The following is a 13,560-nucleotide window of genomic DNA, read 5'->3' on the forward strand; positions in this document are numbered from 1 at the left end:
ACGACCGTCTCACTGGACTTGAAATCTTCCGATCGTGCCTCCGTTCGCCGGGAAGTACTTGGCGTGCGCGTACCAGACAGGGGCGAACGTGCAGGCCGTCCTGAACTTGTAGGCGTCCAGCTTGAACTTGGCACCATTCTTCTTGAAGTCGTTCCTCGTGAGCTCGACTCTCAGTGCCTGGCTGAGGTGGCGCTGGAGGATGGAGTCAAGCAGGTTGGTCGCCAGGGCCTGGGCCGCGCTGGTGTGGCCGTCCCGCAACGCGTCCACGACGTCCAGGGCGAAGCTACGGACATCCTGAAGGTCGGGGTGCCTAACCTCTTCCAGGGCATCCTCGCAGCTGTTGACGATGCCATTCCAGCGCTGCCCGATGAGCCGTCTGCGGGCAGCGGCGTCGGGAGCCTCCAGGAGAACCTGAACCGTGCTTGGTCCGGGAACCCACATGAGCGGGATCCCCTCATCGACAAGGAGCGTCTCCATCTCGTCGAGCCTGGGCGCCAGCTCTCGCAGGTTCTCCGGGTAGATACTCCGGGCTGCTTCGGCCAGCGAGGAGAAGACCTGGTGCCAACGCGCGGTCTGGAAGGTCGCAGCTGTAAGCGGTGCGAGGGCCCGTGTGATCGCGTCGTTGAAACCAGTCAGGTCAACCATGTCGAAACGCATGGCCTCTACCGCGGCGGTGAGTTCCGAGGTTGGGATGGCCACACGTGGGACGGCAAGCCCGGCAACGAGCCTTGACAGATGACTCTGCTGCTCACGGTACGGATTGAGGATCGACTTGTAGAAGCCAGACAGGTCCGGCAGGACAATCCGGGAAAGGTCTATTCCTCCGAGCGTCTCGTCCTCCGGCTCCGGCTCCGGCTCACACTGCTTGTTCATGGCCGCATGCTCGCATATCGCAGACAGGGCAAGTCACCTATTTTCGGCAGCATCCAGAGCCCTGCCCTCGAACCACAGACACGGCGTTCCAGTCGTCGAAGGTGCCGGTCATGTAGTGGCCGACGAGCCGGGACCTGCTGTCGGGCTCACCGGCACCGGCATCTTCATCAGCCTCACCTACGGATCCCTCATCGCCTCGTCCGACGGCCACGGCTTCACCTACTGGCTGTTCATCACCATGCTCGTCGCCTGCAACATCGGTGCCTTCTGTGTGACTCTCTACGTCCTCGTCCGCGGCGCGGTCGGGCGCCGTCGAACCTGGGTGGATTCACTGCCCGAGTTCCTGGTCCCCACCGTGGTCACAGTCAAGGACCGCCAGGTCACCCAGATGCTGCCGTTCGACAAGGCTAAGATTTTTCCCTACGCCTACCGACACACCTACGCTCAGCGGCACGCTGACGCCGGCGTCGCTCCCGATGCTCTGCAGTCACTCATGGACCATCGTCAACTGACGACCACCCAGCAGTACTACCGGAACTCTCAGGAATTGCATCAGACGGGCGAGAAACCGCAGGTCGCGAGGTCAGGGCGGGGCCTGACAAGGACTCCATCCTCCTGCAACTTGGCGTCCTGAGCTGGGAGTTTGGCGATCAGATCCCGTCTGATGCAGGATTTGCCCTCTGAAGGGGAGGGTGAAAGTGGGTCTACAGCGACGTGCCGACCTGGCGGGGGCGGCTCAACTGGAGCTGGTCTCCGGGGTGGCCCAGCTGCGTCCACAGGACGCGATGGTCGAGGCGATGGTGCGGGGCTGGAGGGCCCAACAGGCCGCTCGTGGGCTCCGCGAGGACACGGTCACCGCCCGGGAACGACTCGTACGCCGGTTCCTGGAGTACACCAACGAATATCCGTGGGCCTGGGCTCCTGGCCATGTGGACGAGTGGTCACTGTGGCTGACCAGCGAGAAGCACCTCGCGCCGTCCACGATCCGCAGCTATCAGGGCAGTCTGCGCCTGTTCAGCGAGTTCTTGATCGACGGTCGTTACGGCTGGTCGGTGGCCTGCGAGGACGCCTTCGGCACTCACCCGGTGGCCATCTGCCACCGGGTGGAACACCATCGCCCACCTCAATGACTACGAGGGGCGCCCCGAGGCGAGGCCGTTCACCCGCGAGGAGATCCAGCGCTTCCTCGACTACGCCGACGACCAGGTCGAACGGGCGGTCCGGGCCAAGCGCAAGGGAGCCCTCGCCGCCTACCGCGACGCCACCCTCTTCAAGGTCATCTACGGGTGGGGTCTGCGCCGGACCGAGACATCGAAGCTGGATGTGGTGGACTTCGGGCGGAACGCGAAGGCTCCGCAGTTCGGCCGGTACGGCACACTCAACGTCCGCTACGGCAAAGCGAAGAAGGGTCAGCCACCGCGTCGTCGGAACGTGTTGTCGGTGATGGACTGGGCGGTGGATGCGGTCGCCGACTACGTGGAGAACGTACGGCCGCGGTTCGGCTGCGAGGACCACCCCGCGTTGTGGGTGACCGAGAGGGGCGGCCGGGTCAAGCCGGCGGAGATCAATGCCCGGTTCGTCGCCTACCGCGACGCACTGAAGCTCCCGAAGGCGCTGACGGTCCACTCCGCTCGCCATTCTTACGTCACCCACCTCACGGAGGACGGGGTTGACCGGCGGTTTCTGCAGCAGCAAGTCGGTCACGAGAATGACAGCTCTACCGCCATCTACACCCACGTCAGCGACGACTTCATGAACACGATGCTCCACAAGGCACTTGCTCCCGCGCTCGCCCCGATCCCCGCAGACAAGGACCGCTGATGGCCGCGAAGCTCGACTACCACTGGCACCTGCGCAAGGTCATGGCCGACCGTGGGCTCTTCTCCACCACCGACCTCATCCCGCTACTGGACAAACGGGGCATCACCCTGTCGTCCAGCCAGGTCTACCGGCTCGTCGTCGAGCGCCCCGAGCGGCTCAGCCTGAAGATCCTCATGGCCCTGCTCGACATCCTTAACTGCACCATGGACGACCTCATCGAGCCCGTCGCCGCAGCAGGTTCCGGACCAACTACCCGGACAAGGAAGGCCGTTGGTGCCGAGACAGGTGTCGGTGACCTGCGACCCAAGCGAGCCCGCATCCGCGGTCTCGAGCGGCCGTGACCACACCCGGGCTCCCCGATCGGGCCGTCTGCGACCCGATCGGGCTCATCGTGGACCTGGTCGCGGCCGTCGAACATCAGCTGGAGCCTGACCGGATCCGTGCCGTGGTCGCCAGCGTCGCGGGCGGCCGCTCGAAGTCACGCCGCCTCGCGGCACATCTCTCTGAGCATCCTCGCGTGCTGAACGACGGTCGCTCGCCGGCGCCCAGGGCCGTCGGCGACCTGCTCATCGCCCTGCGTGAGGCCGGGGCCCAGAGGGTCTCGCCGCCGTGTTGCGCCGAGTGCGGCAGGCAGATGCGAACTCTCCAGCGCCGCGGTCAGGACTGGTACTGCTGGAACTGCGGGCCGCAGCCCGAGCCATGTGCTGCCTGCGGAAACGCCCGCCGGGTCGCTTCACGCGACCGGGCCGGGCGGCCACGATGCGGCAAGTGCCCGGACACCGACGGACGTGACCCCATCGCAGTGATCGGCGCCCTGATCGCCGCGCTGGACCCGCAGGCCGGACGAGAGACGATCGCCGACGCGGTCCGCCGATCGGCGCCTCGTCCCTCCTACCAGCAGAAACTCGCCTGGACCCTGGAATCCAACCCCGCTCTGTTGACCGGGGAAGGCCACCTTGCACCCCACCGCGCGGTCCTCAAACTGATCGACCTGCTGCACGAGGCCGGCATCGCCGGGATCGTCCGGCCCTCCTGCCCCGGCTGCCACAGAGTCGTACGCATCGACAAGCCTCTGGACGGAAAGCGGGTCTGCCGCATGTGCATCTCCCACTCCCGCATCGAGGAGTGCTCGGGATGCGGAGCCCGCCGAGAGCCCGCCACCCGCGACGACCAAGGCCGGCCAGTGTGTCCGAACTGCCTGGTCAGTGCCCCGGCGAACCTGGAGACCTGCATCAACTGCGGCCGGCGAAAGGTCGTGAACACCCGCACACCGGACGGTCCGCTCTGCGCGAGCTGCCCCTCTTTGCCCACCGCGACTTGCAGCATCTGCGACGCGGAAAAGCCCTGCGGCACCTCCCGCACCACGGGTCGGCCATGGTGCCTGGACTGCCAGCATCGCTCAGCGCCGTGCTCGGCCTGCGGCGGCGTCGCGGCGGTCGTCTCCGGCACTCTCGACCAGCCCCTTTGCACGGACTGCACCGCGCTTGAGGTCTGGCACACCTGTCCCACCTGCAGCGATCCCGACTACCCGCACCCCGGCCAGTGCGCTCGCTGTCTCATCAACCGGCGCCTCAACGAGCTCCTGGGCCCTCCATCCGATGCCCTCCACCCCGCTCTCGAAGTCCTGCGGAACAACATCGCCACCGCCGAGCACCCCATCACCGCCAAGCGGTGGCTGAACAAGCCGTCCGTGTCTCCGGTTCTGGCCGACCTCGCGGCCAGCAGACGAGCCCTGACTCACGAGGCCCTCGACGAGCTGCCCGACAGCCCACCTCTCGCTCACCTCCGCCAAGTCCTCGTCGGCGTCGGTGCACTGTCCGAGCGGGACGAGTACATGGTCCGCCTCGAACGCTTCCTCACCGGCCTTCTTGCATCACAGCAAGACCCCGAACAGCGCAAAGTCCTGCACCGGTACGCGATATGGCACCTGGTCCGGCGACTACGTCGACGCAGCAACAGCCGACCCCTGACCCCGCAGCAGTTCATGTCCGCGCGTCAACGAACCCACGCGGCCGTCGCCTTCCTGACCTGGCTGAAAGCTCACGACCTCGCCTTGGAGACCTGCCAGCAGGCCGACCTCGACCAGTGGCTCACCGACGACTCCGCCACCTACCGCCACACGGCCGGACACTTCATCCGCTGGGCTCGCACCAACAAGCTCACCACCGTCCACGTCCCCGCCGTCCGCTGGCACGGCCCCACCCAGCCACTCGATGACGAGCATCGATGGAACGTCGCACGCCGACTCCTGCACGACGACACCCTCAAACCAGAAGACCGCCTCGCAGGACTCCTTCTCCTCCTTTACGCCCAAGGACCGTCAGCGATCAGCCGGTTGACCACCGAGGACGTCGAGGCCAGCGCCCAGGAAGTACGTCTCCACCTTGGCGATGCCCCCGTCCGGTTGCCCGAGCCCGTCGCCGCACTGGCCCGCCTGGTTGCCGCGAACCGCAAGGGTCACGCCACCATCGGGGCCTTGACTCCGTCTCCATGGCTCTTCCCTGGCGGCCAGCCCGGACGGCCGATCAGCACCACACAGCTGACCCAGCGGCTGAACCAGCTCGGGATCCGGCCCAATCAGGCCCGCAGCACCGCGCTCTTCCAGCTCGCCACCGAGATCCCGGCCGGGATCCTCGCCCGCACGCTCGGCATCCACACCGATGTCGCTGTCGCCTGGCAACGTCTCTCCGCGGGCGACTGGGCCACCTACGCAGCCGAGATCAGCCACAGAACAAGTCGCCACGACCACGAAATCGCGTCCGGCGACCGGTGCCGCGACTCACGACACGAATGAGATCCAATGCGAACCTATCGCTACAAAGTGCAGAAGAGTGGCTTCGGACTGTTTCTCGGGATCGCAGCCGAAGCCATCCGGCTGACGGTCCCGCCAACTGCCGGCGCCCCCGTCAGCGACCGGGTCTGGCTAGACGCTTCCGAGGTCAACAACGCCTACTACGGCAGTCGGCTGACACTCACCGAGAGTGAAGTCGCCACGCTGCGAGTCGGCCTGGGCAAGGTCTCTGGCGACATCGAACTCGTCGAAAGCAGCCCTTACATACTGATCGCAGTCCGAGCACTGGAGATCTTCGAGGTCGATTACGCAGAGGTGGCCCTCGCGCCGGCGATCGCCAGGTGGGCCGAAGCGGAGTTCTCTCTGGCACCCCGCCGCTGCCACGCCACTCGCGACAGCGCTACCGGCGAGTTCACGTTGGACTGTGATGAGTGACCTACATGGCCAATGGTGTCATCGGGTGCGATCACGCCCAAGGCATTCGGACAGTTCCAATACCCGACGTCACCATTAGTCGGCGAGAAGCGCAAGCGTGAGGCGGTGGAACGGGTCACCTCAATGCAGTTCGACCGGAACGGCAACCGTGTCTGGCGCAAGGCACAGGCCCTGCTCGACTCCGAGCATGCCCGCCGGGCCATCGGGGAGGTCCAGGTCCCTTATGGGCTCTGCACCGAACCCACCAACGTCCAGGCCGGTGGCCACGACTGCCCCGTCCGATTCCGCTGCGTCGGCTGCGACCACTACCGCACCGACGTCTCCTACCTTCCCGACCTGGAGGCATACCTCGCCGATCTCCTCCGCGGCCGCGAACGCCTCGCCGCATTCGCAGCCGATTCCTGGGCAAAGGACGAGGCCATGCCTTCCGACGAGGAGATCACGCGGGTCCGCCGCCTGATCAAACGCGTTCGGGAGGACCTGGGCGACCTCACCGAGGAGGACCAGATTCAGATCAAGGAAGCCGTCACTGTGGTCCGCCGCACCCGTCGCGTCGTCTCACTCGGCCTGCCCCGCGTTGGACCACCCGAGGGCCTCCGTCCCGAAAGGCCCGCAGGATGACCAATCCCATGATCGATGGAAAACGCGCAGACTCGGCCCGCCGCCGCGAACGCGTCCTCAAAGCCATCGACACCGCCGCCAAGAACGGCGGAGACATCACCGTTTCCGGTCTCGCCAGAGCCGCCCGAGTCGATCGCACCTTCCTCTATCGCCACCGCGACCTACTCGAACGCGTCCATGCCGCCGCCAACACCCCTGTCAATGAGGGGCGAATCGCCGCGGTCAGCCGGGCTTCGCTCCAGGCTGACCTCACAAACGCGCTCGACCGTAACAAGCGCCTTGCGGCACGAGTCCGACATCTAGAGAGCCGGTTGTCCTCCCAACTCGGAGAGGCCATCTGGGCCGAATCCGGCCTCGGCACCCCGGTCGACATCGACCGGCTCCAACACCGCATCGCCCTCCTCGAACAAGAGCTCGCCACCAAGCAGGGCGAACTTGAAGAACGAACAGAAGAGTTGGATGCCTCGCGGGCGGCCAACCGGGAGTTGACCCGATCCCTAAATTACCGGCCTTGATCACGACCGGCCACTGTCTGAACTGAGCCAGTCAGACCATCCGCCCCGGTTCTCGGCGTCCTGCGTCTGTCGAGAACCGGGGCACGTTACCCGATCGGTAGCCTCCGATGCCGCAGCCGGCGCCTCCATCTCCAGGTCGGGGGCATATGGCTAATACTCCAGCCGTAGATCGTGATCTTCATGCCTGAGTGGCTTGTCGACGGTAGTGGCTGGCCTGGGATCGGGCCTGGTGGCGGCGCCGCCAGTCGGACCAACCGAGCCGGTGGGCGGCATCGTGGACGGGTCGGACAACGAGTGTGATGAACAGGCGCTGGATCTCGTTGCAGGTGAGCGGAATGAGGGCATCGGGTGCGGGGCGGGTGTGCTCGTCTGCGCGTACGACGGCGAGGAAGGCGTGCGCGAGCATGGCGAGGGTGACCCAGCGGGACCAGGAGGCATAGCGGCGGACCTGGTGCTCGTCGAGCGCGGCCAGGCCCTTGCCCGACTGGAAGAACTCCTCCACCCGCCATCTTGATCCAGCGACTCTGACCAGCACGGTCAGCGGCACGGGTGCGCGCGAGTAGCAGCGGTAGTAGGCGAGTTCGCCGGTGCTGCGGTTACGGCGGATCAGCAGCTGACGACTCCCGGGTCGGGGGTCGGCGAGGTCGATGACTGCCCAGTCGTAGAAACGGTGGCCCTTGGCCCCGGCCCCTGTGGAGAGCTTCTGCCAGGCCCGCTTGGGCACCTTCTTGGCCAGGGTGTCCGCGCGGAACTTCCCGGCGCCGGTGGTGACTTCGTGCGAGCAGGCCACCGCGAGGACGTAGCCGGTGCCGCGTTCCTCCAGTGCGGTTCGCAGCCTGGGGTTGCCGCCGTAGACCTCGTCGCCGGCGACCCATGCGGCCTGGTGGCCGGCGTCCAGGAACCGGGCAACCATACGAGTGGCCAGTTCCGGCTTGGTGGCGAAGGCGGTGTCCTGGTCGAGTCCGGCATCCCGGCAGCGGTCAGGGTCGGAGGTCCATGAACGCGGGACGTACAGTTCCCGGTCCACTGCCGCGTGCCCGCGCCGGCCGGCGTAGACCAGGTAGACGGCGACCTGGCATTTTCGATCCTGCCCGCGGTGCCGGTGTACTGGCGCTGAACGCCGACCGTGCCGGTGCCCTTCTTCACGTCCCCGGTCTCGTCGACCACCAGTACCGCCTGGTCGTCGTGCAGGTGGTCCACCACGTAGTCACACACATCGTCGCGGACCCGGTCGGCGTCCCACTTGGCCCGCCCCAGCAGATGCTGCATGCCGTCCGGGGTCCTCTCCCCGGCCCATTCGGCGATGGTCCAGCAGTTCTTGCGCGGCAGGTCCGACAGCAGTCCGAGCACCAACTTCCGGACCCGGAACCGAGGTTCGACCCGTGTGAACCGTCCCGCTATCCGGCTCATCAGGCCCTCGAACGCCTCCTGCCAGCGGGCAGGGTCTACGCTGTGACCTGCGGCCACCGCGTGATCGTTTGTCTTCACACACCGATGATCAACGGGTGGCCGCACCCGTCTCCACAGCGCGTCGGGGTCGCGCAGCGCCCGCCCGCCGTCCTGTGTCAGGAGGACATGTGCAACGTGGCGAAGTCTGGTGGGTGGAGTTCGACGAGCGGCGGCCGGTCGTGCTGCTGTCGGGAGACGACGCGTCCGGGATCCGGGTGATGCAGGTCGTCGCTCGGGCGGGTGTCGACATCACCGATCTGGGCGTCGAAGTGGCAGTAGGCGCCGTGGAAGGACTGCCCTTTGAAGGCGTGCTTCGGTTCGCGTTCCCGCGTCCGGGGCTTTACCCCTTGCACGTGGCTGACCACCGTGTCCCGGGACGACCTGATCGAGCGGGCGGGCGCCCTGTCCTCCGCGAAACTCAGCGAGATTGAGAACGCCCTCCGTCTCGGTGAGCAGGCGAAGGAGTGGACCCCGGCGACGACCGCGAAGCTCAGCGAGATAAGGAACGCCCTCCGTCTCGGTGGACTCGGGTAGGCGGAGAAGGAAACGAACGCCCGCGACGGCGTGGTCGGTCTCATCCAGATGATCGACGCTGCCGGCTGCCTCCTCGGCGCCCCTCACGATCGAGATCACGAACTACGGCTGGAGTACTAGTGTGATGCGCCAGAAAAGGCGGTCTTAAGTCTGTAGGCTGTTTTTATGTCGCATCGAGGCCCTCGTGCTGTCGAAGTCGTGCTGTCCGCTGAGGAGCGTGCGGAGTTGCTGCGCTGGGCGGGTGGCGGGGTGCCGGCCCGTGTGGCCGAGCGGGCGCGGATCATCCTGGCCTGTGCGGACGGGGCGTCAAATACCGCTGTGGCGGCGGACTGTGGGGTGTCCGTGGAGACGGTGCGCAAGTGGCGTTCGCGGTTCGTGGCCCGGCGGCTGGCGGGCTTGGTGGATGAGCCGCGGCCGGGCCGGCGCAAGCCGGACCTGGTGCTCAGCGAAGCCGAGCGTGCGGAGCTGACGCGCTGGGCGCGGCGGGCGAAGACCGCGCAGTTCCTGGCACTGCGCGCGAAGATCGTGCTGCGGTGTGCGGAGGGCGGGACGAACAAGGAGGTCGCGGCCGAACTCGGCATCGCCCACGCGACGGTGAACCGCTGGCGCTCCAGGTTCATCACCCTGCGTCTGGACGGACTGACGGACGAGCCCCGCCCCGGCAGGCCGCCCTCGGTCCTGCTCGACCAGGTCGAGGACGTACTCGTGGCGACTCTGGAGTCCGTCCCGGGCAAGGACACGCACTGGTCGCGTGCCTCGATGGCGAAGCACAGCGGGCTGTCGAAATCGACCGTCGGGCGGATCTGGAAGAAGTTCGACCTCAAGCCCCACCTGCAGGACTCCTTCAGACTGTCCACCGACCCGCAGTTCGTCGCCAAGGTCGTCGACGTCGTCGGCCTCTACCACCAGCCGCCGGAGAAGGCGGTGGTTCTCTGCGTCGATGAAAAGAGCCAGATCCAGGCACTGGACCGCTCGCAGCCGGTACTGCCGATGATGCCGGGCATGCCCGAACGCCGCACCCACGACTACTACCGGCACGGGATCACCAGCCTGTTCGCCGCCTTCAACATCGCCGACGGCACCGTCATATCGGAACTGCACCGCCGCCACCGCGCCATCGAGTTCAAGAAGTTCCTGATCCGGATCGACAAGGCCGTGCCCAGCGGACTCGACGTCCATCTGGTCTGTGACAAATTACGCCACCCACAACACCGCCGAGATCAAGACGTGGCTGGGAAAACACCCCCGCTTCCACGTCCACTTCACCCCGACCGGCTCTTCCTGGATGAACCAGGTCGAGCGGTGGTTCGGCCTGCTGACCGACAAACTCATCCGCCGCGGCGTCCACACTTCCGTGACAGCCCTGGAGAAGGACATCACCGCCTGGATCGACACCTGGAACGAGAACCCGAAGCCGTTCACCTGGACCAAGACCGCCGACGAGATCCTCAAGTCCCTCGCCGACTACCTCACCAAAATCAGCCCACCCAGCACCGAAAACCAGCGGCAGACTTAAGATCACCTTTTCTGGCGCATCACACTAGCACTCCTGCTGTAGATCGCGATCTTCATGCTTGAGTGGGTTGTCGCTGGTAGTGGCTGGTCTGTGACAGGGCCTGGTGGCGGCGTCGCCAACGAGACCCCGTGGGGGCGGGCCGGCGGGTGAGGGTGGCTGGCCTGCCCCGCCGGGGTTTCGGGCTCGCCGCAGGCGGGACCAGGACGTGACGTACGAGCACGACGAGGGGACGAAGGCAGAATCCGCAGCCTGTTCCGTCGGCGGCCCTGACTCCGGCAGGGCGATGGCGTCGGATTCCAAGGATCGTCGCAACACGTGATCGCCGTTGTGTGATGGCGAGCAGTCTAGACAGCCGCTCCGCCGGGCTACCCGGCCGAGCGGCTGTCGGTCGTTCCAGGCCGGGCGCCCCGGCCAGCTCACATTTATCTCGGTTGTGGTTTCGCAGGCGGCCGAGGGGCTGATGGACTCACGCCATGACGACTTTGCTGCCCCGCGTCCTTCGAGCACTTGAGCAGTTCCATGCCGCCCATCCCTGGGACCACAACGCCCATTACCACCGGTGGATCCTGCGCCAGCTGGCCAGCCGTTTCAACAGGGCTTTGGACGTCGGATCAGGGAGCGGTGACCTCGCCAGACTCCTGGCCTCACGGGCCGGAGCGGTGCACGGTATCGACGTCGATCCCACGATCGTCGATCGCGCGCGGGAACTCACAAAACCCGCCGCCCCGGTGACCTTCACTGTCGGAGACGCCTTGAAGGATGTGCCGCCTGGTCCCTACAACGTCATCACATGTGTCGCCACCATCCACCACATGCCGTTCAGCGACGCCCTCACCTGCTTCCGTCAGGAGCTGGCGCCTGGCGGAACGCTGGTCGTCGTCGGCGTGTATCGCCCGCAGTCTCGGAGCGATTACCTGATCGACGCCGTGGCCATTCCGGCGAACGTGGCCATGGCCTGGATCAAGAACAAGGGCCGCAAGGCGCCGCGACCAGCCTCAATGACCGCCCCGACCCGACCGGCAACTACGACCTTTGCAGACATCGTTCGCGACGCCCACCAGGCGCTACCCGGTGCACGGCTGCACCGACGACTGTTTTGGCGCTACACGCTGGTCTGGCACCGCCACTAGGAGGTCGGCCTCGGCTTGGCCTGGGGCCAAAGGCGCCGCGCGGAGGGCCCCCTGTGCCGTCAGGAGTCCCGTACTCAGCAGACTTTGCAGGCGCTCGGCTGGAGTTTCCCAGCCGAGCGTTTTGCGTGGGCGGCTGTTGAGTTCGGCAGCCACCGCGTCCAGGTGCTCGCGGGTGTGCCGGGACAGGTCGGTTCCCTTGGCAAAGTACTGCCGGAGAAGGCCGTTCGTATTCTCGTTCGAGCCGCGCTGCCAGGGACTGCCCGGGTTGCAGAAGTAGACCGGCATGTTCGCGGCGGCGGAGAAGAGCTCATGACCTGCCATCTCGTTGCCCTGGTCCCAGGTCAGTGACCGTCGCAGATGGGGCGGAAGCTGGCTGATGGTGGCGGTGAGCGCCTGGTGGAAGTGCTCTGCCCGATGCCCGTTGGGCAGGTGCACCAGCATGGTGAAGCGGGTCGTGCGCTCGACGAGTGTGCCGATGGCGGAGCGGTGGTCGGCGCCGACGATGCAGTCGCCTTCCCAGTGGCCGGGTATGGCGCGATCAGCCGCTTCAGCGGGCCGGTCGCTAATCATCACCATGGGGGCGGTGAACCGGGGCTGCCGCTTGTTTGCCTGGCGGTGGGGGCGCCGGCGGGCCCGCCCGCTCCGCAGGGCCTTGGTGAGTTCGCGGTGGAGTTCTCCACGGCCTTGGATGTAGAGGGCCTGGTAGATCGTCTCGTGCGTCACGCGCATCTCCGGGTGGACGGGCAAGTCCCGGCGGAGCTGGTGGGCTATCTGCTCCGGGCTCCAGCGCCGTTCCAGACGCTCTTGAATGTAGTCACGCAGCCGCGGACACCGGCCGATCTTCCCGGCCTTGGGGCGAGGTCGGCGGGCATCGGCACGGGCCTGGGCGACGTCAGGCCGGTAGGTCCACTCGGTGCCGCGCCGAGCGCGCCGTTGCGGCGTATTTCTCGGCGATGATCGACGGGCTGCGGCCCAGCTCGGCGGCAATCGTGCGGATGGACACCTTCTCCCGCAGCCGGTCAGCGATGTGGATGCGCTCATCTGCACCGAGGTAGCGGCCGGACGAAACGGGGACGGCCGCCCGCTGTGAACGAACGGGCGGCTCGACCCTGCCGCTATTGAGCAGGCGGCCGTTACGCCACCCACGAGCGGTCCGCACATGGACACCTACACGCTTGGCCGCATCTGCACTGCTGTAGCCCTGTTGCACGAGCCGGAAGTATTCCTCCCGCTCAGCATGGAGCCTCTTGCGCCCCTGCGGCCTGCGGTCCTTCCGAGCTTCGAACCCCATCGCATCCCCTGAGCTGGGGTGTTGCGACGACGGCTAGAACGGAGGCCACTGGGGCGGGGGCTCTTTCGTGCCTGTCAGCCGGTCTTGCCGCCAGTGAGGGCGATGTCCAGGTGCGCGAGCAGTGTGTCGAGTGTGGCCAGCTGTTGTGGTTCGAGGCGGCCGAAGCGCTGGCGAAGCACGTGCGTGCCTGCTTCTTCCGCGGCCCTTAGTGCCGTGCGGCCGATGTCGGTGATGGAGACGGTCTTGCGGCGGCGGTCCTCGGGGTCGCCGGTTCGGGCGACCATGCCGAGGCGCTCCAGGCCCTCCACGATCTGGGTGACGGAGCGCGGTGCTTGGCCGAGGGAGGCGGCCAGCTGTGCTTGGTGGAGCGCGCCGCTGCTGACCAGTGCCTGAAGGACCTTGGTGCGGGACAGGGACAGGCCTGCGGTCGCCAGCATGTGCTGGTCGACCTGTTCGCGCAGGCTGTACGCGAGGGTGAGGAAGGACAGTCCCACCTGCTCCGGGGCGCTGCCTGCCGTTGTTGATTCGTGCTGCTCCATGGTTCGGGTATCCTCGCACAACATAATCATGAGGTACCTCACGAA

At 66.6% G+C, this 13,560-nt stretch carries 9 protein-coding genes and 5 pseudogenes; 10 read left to right on the forward strand and 4 right to left on the reverse strand.

The genetic code is table 11. The annotated features are described in order from the left end of the window. Positions 1–9: 9 nt before the first annotated feature. The gene (locus tag OG978_RS41155) at positions 10–873 is read right to left on the reverse strand and encodes a hypothetical protein (protein ID WP_326763284.1); all 864 of its coding nucleotides are present in this window, start codon (positions 871–873) and stop codon (positions 10–12) included. A 115-nt stretch (positions 874–988) separates the two neighbouring features. On the opposite strand from OG978_RS41155, the gene OG978_RS41160 reads away from it, so the two are divergent. The 7 genes and pseudogenes from OG978_RS41160 to OG978_RS41190 all read left to right on the forward strand — a co-directional run bounded on the left by OG978_RS41160 (position 989) and on the right by OG978_RS41190 (position 7,056). Beyond that, the gene (locus OG978_RS41160; protein ID WP_326763285.1) at positions 989–1,507 is read left to right on the forward strand and encodes a tyrosine-type recombinase/integrase; all 519 of its coding nucleotides are present in this window, start codon (positions 989–991) and stop codon (positions 1,505–1,507) included. 151 nt (positions 1,508–1,658) lie between these two features. Further along, positions 1,659–2,694: pseudogene (locus OG978_RS41165) on the forward strand (tyrosine-type recombinase/integrase). Then, positions 2,694–3,035 (forward strand): helix-turn-helix domain-containing protein, encoded by a 342-nt coding sequence (locus tag OG978_RS41170; protein WP_326763287.1) that lies wholly within the window; start codon positions 2,694–2,696, stop codon positions 3,033–3,035. Before OG978_RS41165 ends, OG978_RS41170 begins: the two are co-directional and overlap by 1 nt. Further along, on the forward strand, positions 3,032–5,488 hold the full coding sequence (locus OG978_RS41175) for a site-specific integrase (protein ID WP_326763288.1): 2,457 nt from the start codon (positions 3,032–3,034) through the stop codon (positions 5,486–5,488). Before OG978_RS41170 ends, OG978_RS41175 begins: the two co-directional genes overlap by 4 nt. Positions 5,489–5,494: 6 nt before the next feature. Continuing rightward, positions 5,495–5,920 carry a hypothetical protein gene (locus tag OG978_RS41180; RefSeq protein ID WP_326763289.1) on the forward strand — a complete coding sequence of 142 codons (426 nt, stop codon included), beginning with the start codon at positions 5,495–5,497 and terminating at the stop codon, positions 5,918–5,920. Positions 5,921–5,932: 12 nt separating this feature from the next. Further along, positions 5,933–6,541: a hypothetical protein gene (locus OG978_RS41185; RefSeq protein ID WP_326763290.1), complete on the forward strand. Its 609-nt coding sequence runs from the start codon at positions 5,933–5,935 to the stop codon at positions 6,539–6,541. Next, on the forward strand, positions 6,538–7,056 hold the full coding sequence (locus OG978_RS41190; RefSeq protein WP_326763291.1) for a DUF6262 family protein: 519 nt from the start codon (positions 6,538–6,540) through the stop codon (positions 7,054–7,056). Before OG978_RS41185 ends, OG978_RS41190 begins: the two co-directional genes overlap by 4 nt. Positions 7,057–7,234: 178 nt before the next feature. On the opposite strand, the pseudogene OG978_RS41195 reads toward OG978_RS41190, so the two are convergent. Continuing rightward, positions 7,235–8,466: pseudogene (locus OG978_RS41195) on the reverse strand (IS701 family transposase). A 167-nt stretch (positions 8,467–8,633) separates the two neighbouring features. Between OG978_RS41195 and OG978_RS41200 the strand changes: the two are divergent. From OG978_RS41200 to OG978_RS41210, 3 genes and pseudogenes are all read left to right on the forward strand, one after another. After that, positions 8,634–9,039 (forward strand): annotated as a pseudogene (locus OG978_RS41200) (type II toxin-antitoxin system PemK/MazF family toxin). 165 nt (positions 9,040–9,204) lie between these two features. Then, positions 9,205–10,555 (forward strand): annotated as a pseudogene (locus tag OG978_RS41205) (IS630 family transposase). 473 nt (positions 10,556–11,028) lie between these two features. Beyond that, positions 11,029–11,685 carry a class I SAM-dependent methyltransferase gene (locus OG978_RS41210; RefSeq protein WP_326763292.1) on the forward strand — a complete coding sequence of 219 codons (657 nt, stop codon included), beginning with the start codon at positions 11,029–11,031 and terminating at the stop codon, positions 11,683–11,685. 66 nt (positions 11,686–11,751) lie between these two features. Here the strand turns inward: OG978_RS41210 and OG978_RS41215 are convergent. Beyond that, positions 11,752–12,976: pseudogene (locus OG978_RS41215) on the reverse strand (IS30 family transposase); the annotation flags it as partial. Positions 12,977–13,050: 74 nt separating this feature from the next. Next, entirely contained in the window at positions 13,051–13,515 is a 465-nt protein-coding gene (locus OG978_RS41220; RefSeq protein WP_326763293.1) for a MarR family winged helix-turn-helix transcriptional regulator, read from the reverse strand. Positions 13,516–13,560 lie beyond the last annotated feature (45 nt).

The sequence above is a fragment of the Streptomyces sp. NBC_01591 genome (genome assembly GCF_035918155.1).
Taxonomy (GTDB): domain Bacteria; phylum Actinomycetota; class Actinomycetes; order Streptomycetales; family Streptomycetaceae; genus Streptomyces.